The sequence below is a fragment of the Mycobacterium conspicuum genome (assembly GCF_010730195.1).
Taxonomy (GTDB): Bacteria; Actinomycetota; Actinomycetes; order Mycobacteriales; family Mycobacteriaceae; genus Mycobacterium; species Mycobacterium conspicuum.
In genome coordinates this window covers 5,036,243-5,054,022 of the sequence record NZ_AP022613.1, presented here as the reverse complement: position 1 = coordinate 5,054,022, position 17,780 = coordinate 5,036,243, and the positions used below count along the sequence as shown (strand labels likewise).

16 protein-coding genes are annotated in these 17,780 nt (G+C 66.6%); 12 read left to right on the top strand and 4 right to left on the bottom strand.

The genetic code is table 11. The features are described from left to right. Positions 1 to 3: 3 nt before the first annotated feature. Positions 4 to 1,611 (bottom strand): FAD-dependent oxidoreductase, encoded by a 1,608-nt coding sequence (locus G6N66_RS23100; RefSeq protein WP_085234642.1) that lies wholly within the window; start codon positions 1,609 to 1,611, stop codon positions 4 to 6. Positions 1,612 to 1,637: 26 nt separating this feature from the next. Then, on the bottom strand, positions 1,638 to 2,315 hold the full coding sequence (locus tag G6N66_RS23095; RefSeq protein WP_085234641.1) for an IclR family transcriptional regulator: 678 nt from the start codon (positions 2,313 to 2,315) through the stop codon (positions 1,638 to 1,640). Between the two features lie 109 nt (positions 2,316 to 2,424). On the opposite strand from G6N66_RS23095, the gene G6N66_RS23090 reads away from it, so the two are divergent. From G6N66_RS23090 to G6N66_RS23055, 8 genes are read left to right on the top strand one after another with little or no spacing between them, the layout of a single operon-like run. After that, positions 2,425 to 3,288, top strand: a complete 864-nt coding sequence (locus tag G6N66_RS23090) for an alpha/beta fold hydrolase (protein ID WP_085234640.1) — start codon at positions 2,425 to 2,427, stop codon at positions 3,286 to 3,288. Next, positions 3,288 to 5,018 (top strand): bifunctional 3-(3-hydroxy-phenyl)propionate/3-hydroxycinnamic acid hydroxylase, encoded by a 1,731-nt coding sequence (locus G6N66_RS23085; RefSeq protein WP_085234639.1) that lies wholly within the window; start codon positions 3,288 to 3,290, stop codon positions 5,016 to 5,018. The genes G6N66_RS23090 and G6N66_RS23085 overlap by 1 nt, the downstream gene beginning before the upstream one ends. Beyond that, a complete protein-coding gene (locus G6N66_RS23080; RefSeq protein ID WP_232079399.1) occupies positions 4,966 to 5,892 on the top strand; it encodes a 3-carboxyethylcatechol 2,3-dioxygenase in 927 nt (308 codons plus the stop codon). Before G6N66_RS23085 ends, G6N66_RS23080 begins: the two co-directional genes overlap by 53 nt. Beyond that, entirely contained in the window at positions 5,889 to 7,616 is a 1,728-nt protein-coding gene (locus G6N66_RS23075) for an FAD-binding protein (protein ID WP_085234637.1), read from the top strand. Before G6N66_RS23080 ends, G6N66_RS23075 begins: the two co-directional genes overlap by 4 nt. 2 nt (positions 7,617 to 7,618) lie before the next feature. Further along, the gene (locus tag G6N66_RS23070) at positions 7,619 to 8,929 is read left to right on the top strand and encodes an LLM class flavin-dependent oxidoreductase (protein WP_085234636.1); all 1,311 of its coding nucleotides are present in this window, start codon (positions 7,619 to 7,621) and stop codon (positions 8,927 to 8,929) included. Positions 8,930 to 8,932: 3 nt separating this feature from the next. Continuing rightward, the gene (locus G6N66_RS23065) at positions 8,933 to 9,763 is read left to right on the top strand and encodes a coniferyl-alcohol dehydrogenase (RefSeq protein WP_085234635.1); all 831 of its coding nucleotides are present in this window, start codon (positions 8,933 to 8,935) and stop codon (positions 9,761 to 9,763) included. 4 nt (positions 9,764 to 9,767) lie between these two features. Further along, positions 9,768 to 10,760 carry a cyclase family protein gene (locus tag G6N66_RS23060; RefSeq protein WP_085234634.1) on the top strand — a complete coding sequence of 331 codons (993 nt, stop codon included), beginning with the start codon at positions 9,768 to 9,770 and terminating at the stop codon, positions 10,758 to 10,760. After that, on the top strand, positions 10,757 to 11,587 hold the full coding sequence (locus G6N66_RS23055; protein WP_085234633.1) for an alpha/beta fold hydrolase: 831 nt from the start codon (positions 10,757 to 10,759) through the stop codon (positions 11,585 to 11,587). Before G6N66_RS23060 ends, G6N66_RS23055 begins: the two co-directional genes overlap by 4 nt. On the opposite strand, the gene G6N66_RS23050 is transcribed toward G6N66_RS23055, so the two are convergent. Both G6N66_RS23050 and G6N66_RS23045 read right to left on the bottom strand, forming a co-directional pair. After that, complete coding sequence (locus G6N66_RS23050) at positions 11,575 to 13,149, bottom strand: multicopper oxidase family protein (protein ID WP_085234632.1); 1,575 nt, start codon at positions 13,147 to 13,149, stop codon at positions 11,575 to 11,577. The two genes, G6N66_RS23055 and G6N66_RS23050, sit on opposite strands and share 13 nt — an antisense overlap. 109 nt (positions 13,150 to 13,258) lie before the next feature. After that, the gene (locus tag G6N66_RS23045; protein WP_085234631.1) at positions 13,259 to 14,020 is read right to left on the bottom strand and encodes an SDR family oxidoreductase; all 762 of its coding nucleotides are present in this window, start codon (positions 14,018 to 14,020) and stop codon (positions 13,259 to 13,261) included. Positions 14,021 to 14,286: 266 nt separating this feature from the next. Here G6N66_RS23045 and G6N66_RS23040 point away from each other — a divergent pair, with 266 nt between their 5' ends. From G6N66_RS23040 to G6N66_RS23025, 4 genes are read left to right on the top strand one after another with little or no spacing between them, the layout of a single operon-like run. After that, positions 14,287 to 15,525 carry a cytochrome P450 gene (locus G6N66_RS23040; RefSeq protein WP_085234629.1) on the top strand — a complete coding sequence of 413 codons (1,239 nt, stop codon included), beginning with the start codon at positions 14,287 to 14,289 and terminating at the stop codon, positions 15,523 to 15,525. Positions 15,526 to 15,578: 53 nt separating this feature from the next. Then, positions 15,579 to 16,247 (top strand): TetR/AcrR family transcriptional regulator, encoded by a 669-nt coding sequence (locus G6N66_RS23035; RefSeq protein WP_085234628.1) that lies wholly within the window; start codon positions 15,579 to 15,581, stop codon positions 16,245 to 16,247. Positions 16,248 to 16,257: 10 nt separating this feature from the next. Continuing rightward, the gene (locus tag G6N66_RS23030) at positions 16,258 to 16,452 is read left to right on the top strand and encodes a ferredoxin (protein ID WP_085234627.1); all 195 of its coding nucleotides are present in this window, start codon (positions 16,258 to 16,260) and stop codon (positions 16,450 to 16,452) included. Between the two features lie 15 nt (positions 16,453 to 16,467). Then, positions 16,468 to 17,712: a cytochrome P450 gene (locus G6N66_RS23025; protein ID WP_085234626.1), complete on the top strand. Its 1,245-nt coding sequence runs from the start codon at positions 16,468 to 16,470 to the stop codon at positions 17,710 to 17,712. The last annotated feature ends 68 nt before the right edge of the window (positions 17,713 to 17,780 follow it).

Below are 17,780 nucleotides of genomic sequence, written 5' to 3'. Positions count from 1 at the left end.
GCCCTACTGTAGGTCGACCGATTTCCCGGTGGCGGCCGCGTGACCCGCGCGGTAGCCGAAAACCATTGCCGGACCGATGGTTCCGCCCGCACCGCCGTACGCGCGGCCGGTGATGCCGCCCATCGCGTTGCCCGCGGCGAACAGCCCCGGGATGGGATCCCCGCTGACATGGAGCACGCGGCCGTCGCGGTCGGTGCGCGGCCCGCCCTTGGTGCCCATCGATCCGATCGACACCGGCACCGCGTAGAAGGGGGCGGTGTCGATCGGGCCCAGAGTCTTGCCGGCCTGCGTGGTGGCGGTGTCATCACCCCAGTAGCCGTCGTAGGCGCTTGAGCCGCGGCCGAAGTCGGGATCGGCTTCGGCGGCCACGTGGCGGTTCCACGCCTCGACGGTTCGGATTAGGCCGTCGGCGTCGATGCCCGTCTTGTTGCTCAGCTCGGTGAGGTCGGCCGACTCGCAGAACCAGTCCGGCACCGGCTCTCCGGGGGCAATCCCGAGAAAGCCGTAGCGCTGCAAGTGAACTGAGTCGAATACGATCCACGCGCGGTCGTTGACATAGCCGCCGCGCGGGTCGAGATAGTGGAACGCGCCCGCCATCGAGTTGTAGTCGCAGGCCTCGTTGACGAAGCGCCGGCCGGCCTGGTTGACCATGATGCTGCGGGGGCGCGTGCGTTCCAGCCGCACGCTGCGGCTGCGCTGTTTGCCGTCGATGGTGTCGCCGGGAATGCGCACGATCGGCACCCACCAGGCTTCGCCCATGTTGGCCAGGTCCGCGCCGTGCGCCATCGCCATCCGCAGTCCGTCGCCGGTGTTGTTCGGTGGCGAGACCGGACCGTGCATCGGCCCGCGCAGGAATGCCTGCACCGCAACGGGATCCCATTCGAAGCCGCCGGTTGCCAGGACGACGCCCCGCCGGGCGCGCACCCTGGTGTCCTGGCCGATCTTGACGCCGATGACCTCGCCGGACTCGACGATCAGCTCGGTGGCCCGGGCGTTGGTGTGGATCGGCACCCCGGCGTCGAGCAGCCCCTTGAGCAGTCCGGCGATCAGCGCTGCGCCGGCCACACACAGCTCGGCGGAGACCTGGTCCACCGAGGCGTGCAGGCGCGCCCGGGTCTCGGCATCGAAACCGACGTTGGACCAGTCGGCGGGGAATGTCGTGATGCGGCTTGCCCATTCGTCGAGTTGGCTGAGATCGAAGGCGCCGGCGGACAGCGACCGACCGCCGGCGGGTTGTCCGCCCGGCAACTCCGGCTGGTAGTCGGGGAAGCCGTCGGCGACCTCGAAGCGCAGACCGCTGTGTGCCTCGACGAAGTCCAGCATCGCCGGACCGGTCTGCACGAACGTCTCCACCAGCGCGTCGTCCATCGAACCGTACGACTGCGCGCGGAGGTACTGCAGCGCGTCGTCTACCGTCAATTCCCGTTCCGGGCAACGGCTATGGGCCGGAATCCACACGATGCCGCCCGACACCGCGGTTGTCCCGCCGACGGTCGACGCCTTCTCGTAGACGTCGACCGAGGCGCCGGCAACCACCGCCGTCAGCGCGGCCGTGAGGGCGGCGGCGCCGCTGCCGAGCACGACGACATCGACTTCATGGTCCCAAGACATGGACGGTTATCCCTTCAGCTCGCTGGCTAGCTCAATACTTCGGACAACTGTTTTGCGGCTTTGAGGACCGCGTCCCTCCCGCGTAGCACGACATCCTCACGGTGCGAAATGAGGTTGATGCAGGTTGGCGGAGATGGAGCGGGGCGGTGCACCGCCACGGCCAGGCCATAGGTGTTGGGCTCGATCTCCCCATAGGTCATCACCCAGCCACGCTCGCGCGCGCGGGTGACCAGCTCCCGTTCGCCCGGGCGTGGCGGCATGCTGGCCAGCAGTGCGATGCCGGCGGCACCGCGATCCAGCGGGTAGCGACTGCCCTCGTGGAAGGCGAGCTGGTAGGCGACCTGGCTCGGCACGATCACCGCGACGGCCACCTGCTGGTCGCCCTCGGCGACGAGCAGCGACACCGTGCTGCCGAGTTCGTCGGCCAAGGCGCGCAGCGTCGGGAGACTCAGTTGGCGCACGTTTCGGTCGAAGGACGCGCCGAGGACGGCCAGCCCGGCCGCCGGTCGGTAGCGCCCGTCCTCCCCCTTGGCCACCAGCCGGAATTCGGTCAAGGTCAGCAGCAAGCGGTAGGCGATGGTCCGGTGCACCCCGACCTGGTCGGCGAGCTGCTGCACCGTGAGCCCGTTGGGGGAGGCCGCGACCATATGCAGCCCGGTGAGCCCCCTGGCCAGCGTCTGCGAACCACTCCCTGAACTTGGCACGGCCTTGACAGACTCCTATGGCGAGAGCGAAGCTCTATATATAACGCACATTACTGTGCGATATTAGCACAGCAGAACCAGATCCATCGAGGGCAGCCAGAGAGGAACCGTGACGGAGTTCGAGAGCATATGGAGCGATCTCCAGGGCGTCGCATTTGAGCAGGGCTATCTCGATGCCGGCGGAGTCCGGACCCGCTATCTGCGTGCCGGCGATCCGGGCAAGCCAGTCCTGATGCTGTTGCACGGCTCCGGTGGCCACGCCGAGGCTTACGTGCGAAATCTGGCGGCGCACGGGGAGCACTTCTGGACCTGGTCGATCGACATGCTGGGCCACGGCTACACCGACAAGCCGGGCCATCCGCTGGAAGTCCACCACTATGTCGAGCACCTGATGGCCGTCCTGCGCACCATCGGCGCGAACCGGGCCCATGTCAGCGGTGAGTCGCTCGGTGGCTGGGTGGCCGCCCGCGCCGCCATCGATCATCCGGACGTGGTGGACCGGCTGGTGCTCAACACGGCCGGCGGCTCGCAGGCCGATCCCGTGGTGATGCAACGGATCATCACGCTGTCGATGGCGGCCGCCGAGGACCCCACATGGGAAACGGTGCAGGCGCGCATCAAGTGGTTGATGGCGGACAAGTCCAAGGATTACGACGATCTGGTTGCCAGCCGCCAACGGATCTATCGCCAACCGGGATTCGTTGCCGCCATGAGCGACATCATGGCGCTGCAGGACCCGGAAATCCGCGCCCGCAATATCATCGGGCCCGACGAATACGGATCGATCACCGCGCCCACGCTGGTGCTCTGGACCAGTGACGACCCCACCGCCGACGTGACCGAGGGCCGCCGCATCGCGTCGATGATTCCGGGAGCGCGCTTCGAGCTGATGCCGGGTTGTGGTCACTGGCCGCAGTATGAGGACCCCAAGACCTTCAACCGTTTGCATGTCGACTTCTTGCTGGGGCGTTGATGGGCACGGGCGAGCACGGTGTCGATGACGTCGACGTTGACGTAGTCGTCGTCGGTGCGGGCCCTGTCGGCTTGACCCTCGCCAACATCCTTGGGCTGCAAGGTGTTCGCACCTTGGTGATCGAGGAGCGGGAAAGCCTGATCGACTACCCGCGTGGGGTTGGGCTCGACGACGAATCGTTGCGCACGTTCCAGTCGATCGGTCTGGTGGAGCAGATCCTGCCGCACACCGTGCCCAACCAGATTCTGCGCTTCTTCGACGCCAAACGCCGCGTGCTTGCCGAAATGGCGCCACCCGACGCGCGTTTCGGCTGGCCCAAGCGCAACGGATTCGTGCAGCCGCTGGTTGACGCCGAATTGCTGCGCGGGCTGGACAGATTCGAGCACGTCGAGGTGCAGTGGAACCGTCCGATGAGCTCGTGCGTGCCGGACGCAACCGGGGTGTCCGTCGAGTGTGGCAGCGACGGCAACACGTCGAGCATCCGCGCGCGGTACGTCGTCGGCTGCGACGGCGGGCGCAGCATCACCCGCCGGATGATGGGCGTTTCGTTCGACGGAACGACGTCGTCCACGCGGTGGCTGGTCGTCGACATCGCCAACGACCCGCTGGGCCACCCCAACAGCGAGGTTGGCGCCGACCCCGAGCGACCCTACGCCTCGATCTCGATCGCCCACGGAATTCGCCGGTTCGAGTTCATGATTCACGCCGACGAGACCGACGAGCAGGCCGAAGATCCTGCGTTCCTGACGCGGATGCTGGCCCGGATGGTGCCGCACCCGGACCGGGTCGACGTGATCCGGCGCCGCGTCTACACGCACCACTCGCGCATCGCCGGCGCGTTCCGCAGCGGCCGGATGCTGCTCGCCGGGGACGCCGCACACCTGATGCCGGTGTGGCAGGGGCAGGGCTACAACAGCGGCATCCGGGATGCGGCAAACCTGGGCTGGAAGCTCGCCGCGGTGGTCAGCGGCCGGGCCGACGACCGATTGCTGGACAGCTACGACGTCGAGCGGCGCAAGCACGCGCGCGCGATGATCGACCTTTCCACCATGGTGGGTCGGGTCATCTCCCCGACCGACCGCCGGGTCGCCGCCGCCCGGGACCTTCTCGTGCGATCGGCGTCAATTGTGCCGTCGCTCAAGCGGTATGTGCTGGAGATGCGTTTCAAGCCGATGCCGCGCTATGAACAGGGCGCCGTGGTCCATGCGATCCCGCAACAACCGCGCGACCCTGCGTCGCCGGCCGGCACGCTGTTCATCCAGCCGCGGGTGGACACCCGGACGCAGCGGGATGTCTTGTTGGACGATGTGCTGGGACCCTGGTTCGCGGTGCTGTGCTGGAACAACAACCCGCGCAAGATTCTCGGCGAGGACGCCTTCGCGAGCTGGAAGGCGCTGGGCGCGCGCTTTGTTGCGCTGCGCCCACTCACTCAGTTGCACTGGACCAGCCCTGAGACTCCCGACGACCCCGACATCGTGATCGTCGGCGATCGCACCGGCGGTCTCAAGGCCTGGTTCGACGTCCACCAGGAATCGGTGGTGTTCCTGCGCCCCGACCGCTGCATCGCCGGAGCCTGCATCGCCCAGCTGGCGCCCGACCTGTCCGCCGCGTTGCTGGACACCCTCACGCTGACGCCGGGAGGGGGTGAATCGCCAAGTGCCACTGGCTCTGTGCTGCATGTCGCACAGCCCGCTGCTGAATCTACCGGGGCCGTCGCCGGATCTGCTTGACGACGTCAACGCCGCGATTGCGCAGGCGCGAGAATTCGTCGAGGAGTTCGATCCCGAGCTCGTCGTGATCTTTTCCCCGGATCATTACAACGGGTTCTTCTATAAGGCGATGCCGCCGTTCTGTATCGGCCTGCACGCCAGGGGAGTTGGCGACTACGGCACTCACCTGGGCCCGCTCGAGGTTCCCGAGGACATCGCCACCGACTGCGCGGAAGCCGTGCTCGCCGCGGGCGTCGACGTGGCGGTGTCGGCCAGCATGGACGTGGACCATGGCACCGTGCAGCCGCTGGAGAAGCTTTTCGGGGATGCCACGTCGCGTCCGGTGATCCCGTTTTTCATCAACGCCATCGCCGTACCGCTGGGTCCCCTGCACCGCTGCCGGGCCTTGGGCGCGGCCGTGGGTGACTACCTCGCAACCCTGGACAAGCGCGTCCTGGTGATCGGCTCCGGTGGGCTCTCCCACAGTCCCCCGGTGCCGACCCTGGCGACCGCGGGTCCCGCTGTCCTGCAACGGATCGTGCATGGCGAACCGATGTCAGCCGAGCAGCGACAGGCACGCCAGGCGGTCGTGATCGATGCGGCGAGGAGTTTCGCCGCCGGCGACAGTGACCTGCAACCCCTCAACCCGGCGTGGGATCACCAACTCCTGGAGATCATCGACGCGGGCCGGCTTTCCGAGTTCGACTCCTGGTCCAACTCGTTCGTGCTCTACGAGGGCGGCGGCTCGGCCCACGAGATCAGGACGTGGCTCGCGGCTTTCTCGGCCCTCGCGACGGCGGGGCCATATCAGACCACGGTGCGCTACTACAAGCCGGCGGCCGAACTGATTGCCGGCTTCGCGATCAGAACGGCGAGAACGGTAACGCCGAAATGACCGCGCCCACCGAATCATTCGATCATGTCGTCGACGTGCTGATCGTCGGCTCGGGCGGCGGCGGGATGACCGCCGCGCTGACCGCCGACGCGTCCGGGTTGGACGCGCTGGTGGTGGAGAAGTCCGCCAGCTTCGGCGGTTCGACCGCGCTGTCGGGCGGCGGCATCTGGGTGCCCGGCGCGCCCGCGCAGCGCCGGGAAGGCTACGTCCCCGACCCGGACAGCGTCGTCGAATACCTGAAGCTGATCACCGACGGCCTCGTCAGCGAGGCACGGCTGCGGCAGTACGTCGACTCGTCGCCGCAGATGCTGGAGTTCCTGGAACGGCTCTCGCCGTGGCTCGAGTTCGTCTGGAAGCCGGGCTACGCCGACTACTACCCGGAACTGCCCGGCGGCTCCGAACTCGGCAGCACCATCAACGTGCCGCCCATCGACCTGCGCAAGCTCGGCGATGACGAGGAGACGCTGCTCAAGCCGCTGGCGCTGGCCCCCAAGGGAATCTGGCTGGGGCCCAAAGAACTTCGCTCCTTCTACCGGGTCCGGCAATCATGGGCCGGCAAGGGCGTACTGCTCAAGCTGATCGCGCGGATGGTCAGGGCAAGGGTGTTCGGCGAGCGGATCGCCGCGATCGGTCAATCCCTGGCGGCGCGCCTGAGGCTGGCCATGCGGGAGCGCAACATCCCGCTGTGGCTGAACGCCCCGATGGTCGAACTGCTCACCGACGCAGACGGATCCGTCACGGGCGCGCTGGTGCAGCGGGACGGCAGGCAACTAAGGGTCGGGGCCCGCCGAGGGGTGATCCTGGCCTCCGGCGGCTTCGAGCACGACATGGTCTGGCGCAAGGAGCATCAGCCAGTCGTGGACCAGGACTGGAGCTTCGGCAACCCCGCCTCGATGGGCGACGGCATCCGCGCGGGCGAACGGGTCGGCGCGGCCACCGACCTGCTCGACGAGGCCTGGTGGTTCCCGGCGATCCAATGGCCGGACGGCCGAATGCAATTCATGCTCAACGAGCGGATGATGCCGGCCCAATTCATCGTCAACGGCGCGGGCAAGCGGTTCATCAACGAAGCCGCGCCCTACATGGACTTCGGTCACGCGATGATCGAAGGCCAGAAGTCCGGGGTCACCCACATCCCGTGCTGGCTCATCACCGACCAGCGTTCCTTCAACCGTTACGTCGTCGGCGGCCACCTGCCGATACCCAAGATCCCGTTTGCCCCGGTGCCCACCGGCCGCAAGGTTCCGGCCGCCTGGCTGGAATCCGGGGTGGTCAAGGCCGCCATGAGCTGGGAGGAGATGGCGGCCAAGATCGACGTCCCCGCGGACCAGCTTCGCGCAACCGCAACACGTTTCGACGAGCTGGCGCGCAAGGGCCACGATGACGATTTCAATCGCGGTGACAGTGTGTACGACAACTACTACGGTGATCCGACCCTGCCCAACCCCAACCTGTACCCGCTGGGGGATCCGCCGTACTACGCGTTTCGAATCGTCCTCGGCGATCTCGGGACATCGGGCGGTCTGCTGACCGACGAATTCGCGCGGGTGCTGCGGGCGGACGGTTCCGTCGTGGCTGGGCTGTACGCGGTGGGCAACACCTCTGCGGCCGTGATGGGCCGCAGTTACGCGGGTGCCGGGGCGACCATCGGCCCGGCGATGACCTTTGGCTTCGTCGCTGCGAAACATGCGGCGAAACAGGCCATTAGTTCTCATAGGAGGTAACAATGAAAATCTCACTGTTCTACGAATTCGCCCTGCCGCGGCCGTGGGTCCCCGAAGACGAGCACATCATGTTGCAGGACTGCCTCGACGAGGTGGAGGCCGCCGACAAGGCCGGTTTCTCCACCGTCTGGCTGACCGAGCACCATTTCCTCGAGGAGTACTGCCACTCCACGGCGCCGGAGATCTTTCTGGCCGCGGCCAGCCAGCGCACCAAAAACATTCGGCTGGGATTCGGCATCATGCACCTGCCCCCGGCGGTCAACCACCCGGCGCGCGTCGCCGAACGCATCGCCACCCTGGATCTGCTTTCCAACGGGCGCGTCGAGTTCGGCACCGGGGAATCCTCCTCCGTCGGTGAACTCGGCGGATTCAACATCGATCCCGCCGACAAGCGCGCCCAGTGGGAAGAGGCCCTCGAGGTCGCGATCCGCTGCATGATCGAGGAGCCCTTCGCGGGCTTCCAGGGCGAGCACATCCAGATGCCGGCCCGCAACGTCGTCCCCAAGCCGCTGCAAAAACCGCATCCACCGGTCTGGGTCGCGTGCACCCGGCCGGCCAGCGTGCAGATGGCCGCCCAAAAGGCCATCGGCGCCTTGAGTTTCGCCTACACAGGTCCCGGGCCGCTGACCGAGCGGGTCAACGGCTACTACAAGGAACTCGAGGAGAACGGCGTCCCGGTCACCCCGGCGATCAACCCGAACATCCTGGCCATCGGCGGTGACCTGTCGATGATGGTCGCCAAGACGGACGAGCAGGCCCTCGAGCGCCTCGGGCAGGGCGGTGGCTTCTTCTCGTTCGGGATCATGCACTACTACATGACCGGCGTGCACACACCCGGGCGGACCGGAGTGTGGAAGCGCTATCTCGAAGAGGTCGAGAAGGACCCGACGCTGGCCTACGGCCCCGGACGCGGCGCCATCGGCTCGCCGGCCACCGTGCGCGAGTTCCTGCGGGGCTACGAGGAAAGCGGCGTCGACGAGATCATCCTGCTGCTCAACCCGCGCAGCCACGAGGGCACCATGGAATCCATCGAATTGATGGGCAAGGAAGTGCTGCCCGAGTTCATCGAGCGAGACGCAAAGGCCGTGGCGGACAAGGCCACACGGCTGGCGCCGGTCATCGAGAAGATCGAGGCGCGGCGCCCGGAGTCCACCGCACCGAAGTTCGACGAGAGTTACTCGTTCGGGGGGCTGCCGACCGGCCGCGGCGGTAGCTTCACTGCCAGTGAAATCCCGGAGGCCATGGCCGAGATCAACGAGGGCCGCGTCCAGGCGGCGCAGCGGCTGAAGGAGCAGCAGCAGAAGAAGGGCTGATCGTTGACAGGGATCGACGGGTTGTGGCGCCACCTGGGCTATCACTGCCGCCGCGTCGTGGTGACCGGATGCGCATCGGGCATCGGCGAGCACGTGGTGCGCCAGCTCACCGAACTCGGGGCGAACGTCGTCGGACTCGACAAGCGCCGTCCTGCGTTCGAGCTCAACGACTTTCACGAGGTTGACCTGGCCGAGCCGGCCTCCATCGACCGCGCGGTCGCGTCCGTCGGCGGCGGGGTCGATGCGCTGTTCAACGTCGCCGGCGTCTCCTCGGGGATCGGTGACCCGTTGCTGGTCGTCACCATCAATTTCCTCGGCCTGCGCCACCTCACCGAGGCGCTGATCCCCAATCTGACCGATGGCGGCTCGATCGTGAGCGTGTCCTCGCTGGCGGCCTCGGCGTATCGCGAACATCTGCGGGACGTGGCACCGCTGCTGCACACCGCGACGATGAGCGACGGCGTCGACTGGTGCCGGCAGCACCCCGAGGTGGTGGGCACCGGCTATCAGCTGTCCAAGGAGGCGCTCATCCTCTACAGCATGGCCAGCGCCACCCGGCTCGGCGCACGGGGCATCCGCATCAACTGCACCGGGCCCGGTGTCACCGAGACCCCGATCCTCGACCAGTTGCGAACCGCCTACGGGCAGGGCTTCCTGGACGACATACCCAAGCCGCTGGGCCGGGTTTCCGATCCCGCCGAACAGGCCGCGGTGCTGGTATTCCTGAATAGCCGTGCGGCCAGCTATATTTCGGGACAGGTCATCTGGGTCGACGGCGGAAATATCGGCGCCGGCATCGCCAGTGAAATGGCCCGCGAACTTCAGGAAGGATGAGCCCATGGCCAGCATGACTGACTTTCGGCGGGCCGCGCGCGATGTCAGCAATTGGGGCCGCTGGGGGGACGACGACGAGCTGGGCACCCTGAACTTCATCACCGCCGAAAAGGTCGCACAGGCCGCGAGCCTGGTGCGGCACGGCAAGGTCTTTCCGCTCGGCGTGGATTTCGGCGCGTCCGGCCCACAGGGCGCCTTCGAGTTCCGGCACAACCCCGTGCACGTCATGACCGTGGACGGCGGGGACGTGAACACGCTCGCCAGGTACGGGCCCGGCTGGTCGAGTAATCCGTTGGCGCAGCAGCTGAGCGGTTACATGACCGCGGATAACCCCTTCCGGTTCAACGACGACATCATCATCATGCCGTTGCAGGCGGCCAGCCAGTGGGACGCGCTGTCCCACGTCTATTACGACGGCCACCTCTACAACGGCTTCCCGGCCGATTCGGTGACCAGCATGGGGGCCTACCGCTGCGGCATCGACAAGGTCGATGGGAAGGGCATCACGTCGCGCGGCGTGCTGCTGGACCTGGTTCGTCACCGCAACGCGGACGTGTTCCTCGAAGCCGGCAACCCGATTTCGCCGGAAGAACTGGACGATGTGGTGCGCGTGCAGGGGGTGGCGATCGGCCCGGGTGACATCGTGCTGATCCGGACCGGTTGGTGGGCAAGGTTTCTCATGACCGGCAACAAGACGGAAGGCTATTCCGGACTGGACTGGCGGTGTGCCCAGTGGCTACATGATCACGAGATTGCCGCAGTCGCGGCCGACAACCTTCAAGTCGAAGACCTGGTCTCGGGCGTCGAGGGAATCACCTTCCCCTTGCATCTGCTCTGTCTGCGCGACATGGGGATGATGTTCGGTGAGTACTGGGACCTCACCGCACTGGCCGACGACTGTGCGGCCGATGGTGTCTACGAGTTCCAGCTCGTTGCCCCGCCCCTGAGAGTCGTTGGCGCCGTGGGCTCCCCGGTGAACCCGATCGCGATCAAATGACGGAATTCGAACGCAAGACCACGATGGTCGACGGCCTCGTCACCGGTTATCTGGAAGCCGGCGACGGTGATCCGGTGGTGCTGCTGCACGGCGGCGAATTCGGTGCCAGCGCCGAACTCGGCTGGGAGCGCAACATCGCCGCCCTCGCCGCGCGGTACCGGGTGCTGGCCCCCGACATGCTGGGGTACGGGCGGTCGGCGAAGGTGATCGACTTCGTCGACGGCCGCGGCATGCGGATTCGGCACGTGGCTCGGTTCTGCGAGACACTCGGCGTAGGGTCGGCCCATTTCGTCGGCAACTCGATGGGCGCCATCAATCTGCTCAACGACACCACGTCGGACGCGCCGCTGCTGCCGGTTCGCAGCCTGGTGATCGTCTGCGGCGGCGGAGAGATCCAGCAGAACAAGCACTTTGAGGCCCTGCAGGAGTACGACGCGACCCTGCCGGCCATGCGGCGGATCGTCGAGGCGTTGTTCCACGGCGCCGGCTATCCGGCCGACGAGCAATACGTGGGCCGGCGCTACGAGTCCAGCACCGCACCCGGGGCGTGGGAGGCGGTGGCCGCGGCCCGCTTTCGCCGTCCCGGTTCGCAGCGGCCCCCGACGCCGTCAAGTGCGCGTGCCTATGAGCGCATTAGGGTGCCGACGCTGGTGATCGAGGGCGGCAACGACAAGTTGCTTCCGCCCGGGTGGTCCGCCGAGATCGCCAAGCAGATCGAGGGCGCGCGTTCGGTCGTCGTCGACGATGCCGGCCACTGCCCGCAGATCGAACAGTCGTCGGTGGTCAATGGGCTGCTGCTGGAATTTCTCTCGAGTCAGAACACGTAATCCAACCGGCTCTGCATCCCGGCGTACGCGTGGTAGGTGTTGTGGCAGTGCAACATCCACAAGCCCGGGTTGTCGGCGACCAGAACGGCGTTGATCTTCTGCTTCGGCAGCACGATCACGGTGTCCTTGCGGGCGCCGGGCGACCCGTCGGATTTGATCAGCTGAAAAGTGTGGCCGTGCAGGTGCATCGGGTGATACATCATCGTTTGGTTGTCGAAGGTGATGGTCGGCCGCTGGCCTTGGCGGACGTGTAGCGGGTCTGTCTTGCTGTAGGGCTCGCCGTTGAGGGTCCACACATATTTCGTCATGTCGCCGCCCAAGGCGACCGGCAGTTTCAGGTTGGGTTCGGCCGCACCCAGGTTGACCGACGTGGTCGCGGTGAACATGTCGATCGTCCCCACCCGCTTGGTGAGTTCGGCCGGCCGGAATTGCGGATCCGGTTGGCTGCCCGAGCCGGTGACGAGCAGTGCACGTGCGACGGCGTTTTTCCCTTCGGCGGCCGCGACCAACGGGAACACGCCGTCGGCGGCGGTCACGATGACGTCGTAGCGTTCGGCCATGCCGATCAGCAGCGCGTCGACCTGGGTGGGTACCACGGGGAAGCCGTCGGTGTGGGTGACGGTCATGGAATGACCGGCCAACGCGACGCGAAAGGCGGTGTCCGAGCCGGTATTGATGAAGCGGATCCGGATTCGGTGGCCCGGCTTCGCGTTGAGTGTGGTGGCGGCGGCGGGGATCCGCCCGTTGATCAGGTAGTAGGGGTAGGCGATGTCGCCCGCGTCGCCGCCGAGCAGCTCGCTGGTGCCGGGTTCACCCGGTGCGCCGGCCGCCGCGCTTGTCGAAGTGGAAGTTCCGGACGTCTCGGACGTACCGGTCGCCTTGCTCGTCGTCGTGGTTGATGTCGGCGTGGTGGAAGCCGGCGGGGACATGGTTGGCATCGCGGGCTTGTTCGGGGAGGTCAGTGAATCGTAGAGCTGCTGCGGGGTTTTGCCGATGCCATCGGTCCAATCATCCATGACGATAATCCATTCGGCGTCATAGTTTCCTGGCTCGGTCGGATCGTCGATGATGACCGGCAGATAAAGACCCATGTCCTCTTCGAGGCCGACGTGCGGATGGGCCCAGTAGGTGCCGGCATTGGGAACGGAGAACCGAAAGGTGAAGTCCCGTCCGGCGGGGATGTTCGGGGTGGCGGGCTCGACGCCGTCCATGTCATTGCGCAGGGCGATTCCGTGCCAGTGCACGGAAGTCGGGTCGCTGAGCCGGTTTTGGACCGTGATCGCAATCTCGTCGCCGATGTTGGCCCGAATCAGCGGGCCCGGGACGGTGCTGCCGTAGGCGAACGTGCGTGCGGTGATACCACCCAGGTCGATGTCGGTCTGCTGGGCGGTCAAGGTGGCCGTGACGGTGTGTCCGCTGTGCGGCCGGGCGGCCTCGGCGGCCTTGATCGCGGCCTGCATCTTGGCGGCGCTACTCGTCGGCCGCGGATTTTGACTGCAGGCCACCGCGAATCCACCCGCGAGGCCGGCGGCCAGGAAACTGCGCCTGGTGATCGTAGGCATGAACAGCTCCTTGTGTGCGCGCGGTTCTCCGGCGCTGCCGAGCGCGGGGGCTATGGACGAATTTCGCTGTGCAACCGACCATAGCCCCCGCGCCCGCCGGAGTGTGAGCTCAGACGGCGCCGGCGCGAGCGGACAGCCAGTCTTCGAAGCGAGTGGGGAAGATGGTCGGGTTCTCGCCGTCGACGGGAACGATGCTGCGATCATCCAGCACCGCACCGTAATAGCGCGATTGGGCATCGACCACCAGCTGGCGCGCATCGCCGGTCTGCGCGAACTGGGTTCGGATGAAGTCATCCATGCCGCGCTTCTCCGGGCCGGCGATGTTGACTATTCCGTTGACGGGATCGCCCGTGGTCGCACGGGTGACGCCGGTGGAGACATCCGCCGCGGCGATCGGCTGGAACGCCGCATGCGGCGCGCGGACCGTGTCCCCGTTGGTCATCGAATCGGCAATGCCGCCAACGAATTCGAAGAACTGAGTTGCGCGCACGACGGTGTACGGGGCTCCCGACTCCTCGATCACCTTTTCCTGGGCGACCTTGGCCCGCATGTAGCCGCTGTCTGGTACCCGGTCGCACCCGACGATCGAGAGCGCCACGTGGTGCTGCACACCGGCGTCGCGCTCCGCCGCGAGCAAGTTGCGGCTAGACGCAGTGAAGAACTGCAGCACGTCGTCGTCGGCCCAGGACGGTGAGTTGGCCACGTCCACGACCGTGTGCGCACCGGCGAGCGCTTCGGCGAGGCCCTCGCCGGTGACCGCGTTCACGCCGGAGCGCGGCGACGCCGCGACCGCTTCGTGTCCCAGCTCCACGAGCTGGGCGATGACCTGCGAGCCGATCAGTCCAGTACCGCCGATGACTACGATCTTCATGACCTCGATGACCCTTCCGTTGCCTGATGCGCTGATCTGTCGATTCTCATCTAGATCTACAGGCTCAGAAAATTTGGGTCGCGGCCGCGGCCACTTCGGTTGCGTCTCCCAGCTCGCGCCACCTCTGACAGGTGGCGCCGAAATCCCGGCGGAAATGCGCATCGCCGCACACATAAGACAGGTAGTCGGCTACGCATGTGCTGCGTGCTCCCGCCGCCAAGACTTTCTGGTGAACGCACTTCACGAATGACCACCGGAAGGCCGCCATGACGAGCGTGATCGATCGCCCCATCTGCCCGACCGTCTTTGACGCCGACTTGCCGAACATCGACTACGAGCGTTGCGAGAGCCTCGAGGAGGCCCATGAGATCATCCGCCGCGCGCGACGACAGGCGCCGATCGCGATCGGGCCGCACGGGCCGGAGTTGCTGACGTACGAACTGGTGCGAACCGTGCTGCGCGACCCACGATTCCGGGTGCCCCAGGGCATGTTTCTCGCCTCCCAGGGCATCACCAGCGGCCCGTTGTGGGAGCGGGTCGCGACGAATCTGATCAGCCTGGATGGGGCCGCACACCATCGCCTGCGCCGGCTGGTGTCACAGGCGTTCACCCCCCGCGCTACCGAACGATTGCGCACCACGATCGCCGACGTGATCACCGAACTAATCGACCCGCACACCGGAACCGGGCACTGCGACGTGGTCACCGACATCGCGCGCCGGTACCCGATCCCGATCATCTGCGCGCTGCTCGGCGCGCCCGCCGAGGATTGGGAGCTGTTCTCGGATTGGACCGACGACATCTTCAAGGTGTTCGCCTGGAACGTCGCCGAGCACGAACGGGCGATCCTGACGGCGTGGGATGAGCTCGACGCGTACATCGACGGCATGGTCGCCGACCGGCGCCGGACGCTGACCGGCGACCTGCTCTCCGAGCTGATTCGCGCCGAGGATGACGGTGATCGCCTCGACGCCGACGAGTTACGGATGCTGGTGGCGGGCCTGCTGATCGCCGGCACCGACACCACGCGGAATCAACTCGCCGCGTCGGTTCAGGTGCTGTGCGATCACCCCGACCAGTGGGCGCTGCTCGCCCGGCAGCCCGAGCTGGCGACGAACGCGGTGGAAGAGACGATGCGTCACTCGCCGATCGCAAGCGGCACCCTCCGCACGGCCCTGGAGGACGTCGAGCTCGCCGGGGTGGTGATCCCGGCCGGCACGCTGGTCATCGCCAACACCGCCGCCGCGAATCGCGATCCCGCCGTGTACGCCTTCCCTGACCGCCTGGCCATCACCCGCGATGGTGTCCCAGCGATGCAGACCTTCGGTGCGGGCGCGCACTATTGCCTCGGTGCGAATCTCGCCAGACTTGAGCTCGCCGAAGCGCTGTCGATCATGGCGCGACGCATGCCCAACGCCCGGCGCACCGGCCCGGCCCCGTGGAAGCCACTGACCGGGCTGAGCGGGCCGGTCACGCTACCCATCGCGTTCGACGCGGGGCACTAGCCAATTTAAATCAATCGCTTGACTTAAACGCTTGCTCGCGGTTGACTGGCGGGGTGACCGCACCTACCAGGACCGTCCGCACCGAGCGGGCCACCTCCACCAGGGAGGCGATTCTGGCGGCCGCCGAGCGGCTCTATGCCGAGCACGGCATGTTCGCGGTATCGAACCGGCAGGTCAGTGAGGCCGCCGGGCAGGGCAACAACGCCGCGGTGGGTTACCACTTCGGCACCAAGGCCGACCTGGTCCTTGCCATCGAGCAGAAGCATCGTGAGCCCGTCGAGCAGCTGCGCGAACAGATGGTGGCAGAGCTGATCGCGAACGCGGGGTCGGACGCCGGGATGCGCGACTGGGTGGGATGCCTGGTGCGCCCGCTCACCGAGCACCTGGCGGCACTGGGGAATCCCACGTGGTACGCGCGCTTCGCGGCGCAGGCGATGACCGATCCGGCCTACTACAACATCGTCGTCAAGGACGCGCTCAGCTCGCCGTCGCTGGTTCAGGTCATCGACGGCATCAACCACTGCCTGCCCAACCTGCCGAGCGGGGTCCGTTACGAGCGAAACATCATGGCCCGCAACTTGTTGATCCACACCTGCGCGGACCTCGAACGCTCGCTCGCCGCGGGCGCATCGCTGCCGCGTCCGTCCTGGCGGGCCGCCGCGACCGGAATCATCGACGCGATCGTGGGCCTGTGGTTGGCGCCCGTGACGCCACACGAGTGAAGAGTCTGCAATGAAAGTGACTGTCGACCAGAACATCTGCGCATCGTCGGGCAACTGCGTCATGAATGCGCCCGAAGTCTTCGACCAGCGCGACGATGACGGCGTCGTCGTCCTGCTCAACGAGAACCCGCCCCCCGAGCACGCCGAGGGCACCCGCCGGGCCGCTGCGGCCTGTCCGGCACTGGCCATCCACGTCGAGGAATAGGGGACCCCAGTAACAATGTCCGACACGTTGACGAGTACCGCCGCCGAAACGGGCGCAGAAATCCCCGAGTACCCGATGGCGCGAGCGACGGGCTGCCCGTTCGCCCCGCCGCCGGACGTCATGGCATTGGCCGAAGAGCGGCCGTTGTCCCGGGTGCGGATCTGGGACGGCAGCACACCGTGGCTGATCACCGGCTACGAAGAATGCCGAGAGTTGTTCTCCGACTCCCGGGTCAGCGTCGACGACCGGGTGCCCGGCTTTCCGCATTGGAACGCCGGCATGTTGTCGACCGTGCAAAAGCGCCCCCGATCCGTCTTCACCTCCGATGGTGAAGAGCACACCCGCTTCCGGAGGATGCTGTCCAAGCCATTCACGTTCAAAAGGGTTGAGGGACTGCGGCCGACGATCCAGCAGATCACCGACGACCACATCGACGCGATGCTGGCCGGCCCGAAACCGGCCGACATCGTGACCGCATTGGCGCTACCCGTTCCCTCCCTGGTGATCAGCCAACTGCTCGGGGTGCCCTATGAGGACGCCGAGATGTTTCAGCATCACGCCAACGTCGGGCTGGCCCGCTATGCCACCGGCGAGGACACCGCCAAAGGCGCGATGAGCCTGCACAAGTATCTGTGCCAGCTGGTCGAGACCAAGATGGAAAACCCTGCCGAAGACGCGGTTTCGGACCTGGCCGAGCGGGTGAACGCCGGTGAGCTCAGCGTGAAAGAGGCCGCCCAATTGGGTACCGGGCTGCTGATCGCCGGACACGAGACCACCGCGAACATGCTCGGGCTGGGTGTGCTCGCGCTGTTGGAAAACCCTGACCAGGCCGCCGTGATCCGTGACGCCGACGACCCGAAGGTCATTGGCAACGCCGTCGAGGAGTTGCTGCGTTACCTCAGCATCATCCAGAACGGCCAGCGCCGGGTCGCGGTCGAAGACATCCACATCGCAGGCGAATTGATTCGTGCCGGCGAGGGCATCATCATCGATCTCGCTCCAGCCAACTGGGACGCGGACATCTTCTCCGAGCCAGACCGGCTGTACCTGCACCGCTCGGGTGCCGATCGCAACGTCGCCTTCGGTTACGGCCGACATCAGTGCGTCGGCCAGCAACTCGCCCGCGCCGAGATGCAGATCGTCTTCCACACCCTGTTCCGCCGCATCCCCACCTTGGCGCTGGCAGCGCCGATCGAGGAGATCCCGTTCAAGCACGACCGGCTCGCCTACGGCGTCTACGAACTGCCCGTGACCTGGTAACCCGAAATCGCTCAAATATCGATCCAATTGGAGGGTCAGTAATGTCAACGCCGACAACCACTTCGCTC

Excerpts from the sequence above, each read along its gene's own strand:
- G6N66_RS23060 (WP_085234634.1), top strand. The coding sequence starts at position 9,768 with ATGGCCAGCATGACTGACTTTCGGCGGGCCGCGCGCGATGTCAGCAAT.
- G6N66_RS23085 (WP_085234639.1), top strand. The coding sequence starts at position 3,288 with ATGGGCACGGGCGAGCACGGTGTCGATGACGTCGACGTTGACGTAGTC.
- G6N66_RS23040 (WP_085234629.1), top strand. The coding sequence starts at position 14,287 with ATGACGAGCGTGATCGATCGCCCCATCTGCCCGACCGTCTTTGACGCC.
- G6N66_RS23030 (WP_085234627.1), top strand. The coding sequence starts at position 16,258 with ATGAAAGTGACTGTCGACCAGAACATCTGCGCATCGTCGGGCAACTGC.
- G6N66_RS23070 (WP_085234636.1), top strand. The coding sequence starts at position 7,619 with ATGAAAATCTCACTGTTCTACGAATTCGCCCTGCCGCGGCCGTGGGTC.
- G6N66_RS23045 (WP_085234631.1), bottom strand. The coding sequence starts at position 14,020 with ATGAAGATCGTAGTCATCGGCGGTACTGGACTGATCGGCTCGCAGGTC.
- G6N66_RS23080 (WP_232079399.1), top strand. The coding sequence starts at position 4,966 with ATGTCGCACAGCCCGCTGCTGAATCTACCGGGGCCGTCGCCGGATCTG.
- G6N66_RS23055 (WP_085234633.1), top strand. The coding sequence starts at position 10,757 with ATGACGGAATTCGAACGCAAGACCACGATGGTCGACGGCCTCGTCACC.
- G6N66_RS23075 (WP_085234637.1), top strand. The coding sequence starts at position 5,889 with ATGACCGCGCCCACCGAATCATTCGATCATGTCGTCGACGTGCTGATC.
- G6N66_RS23050 (WP_085234632.1), bottom strand. The coding sequence starts at position 13,149 with ATGCCTACGATCACCAGGCGCAGTTTCCTGGCCGCCGGCCTCGCGGGT.
- G6N66_RS23025 (WP_085234626.1), top strand. The coding sequence starts at position 16,468 with ATGTCCGACACGTTGACGAGTACCGCCGCCGAAACGGGCGCAGAAATC.
- G6N66_RS23100 (WP_085234642.1), bottom strand. The coding sequence starts at position 1,611 with ATGTCTTGGGACCATGAAGTCGATGTCGTCGTGCTCGGCAGCGGCGCC.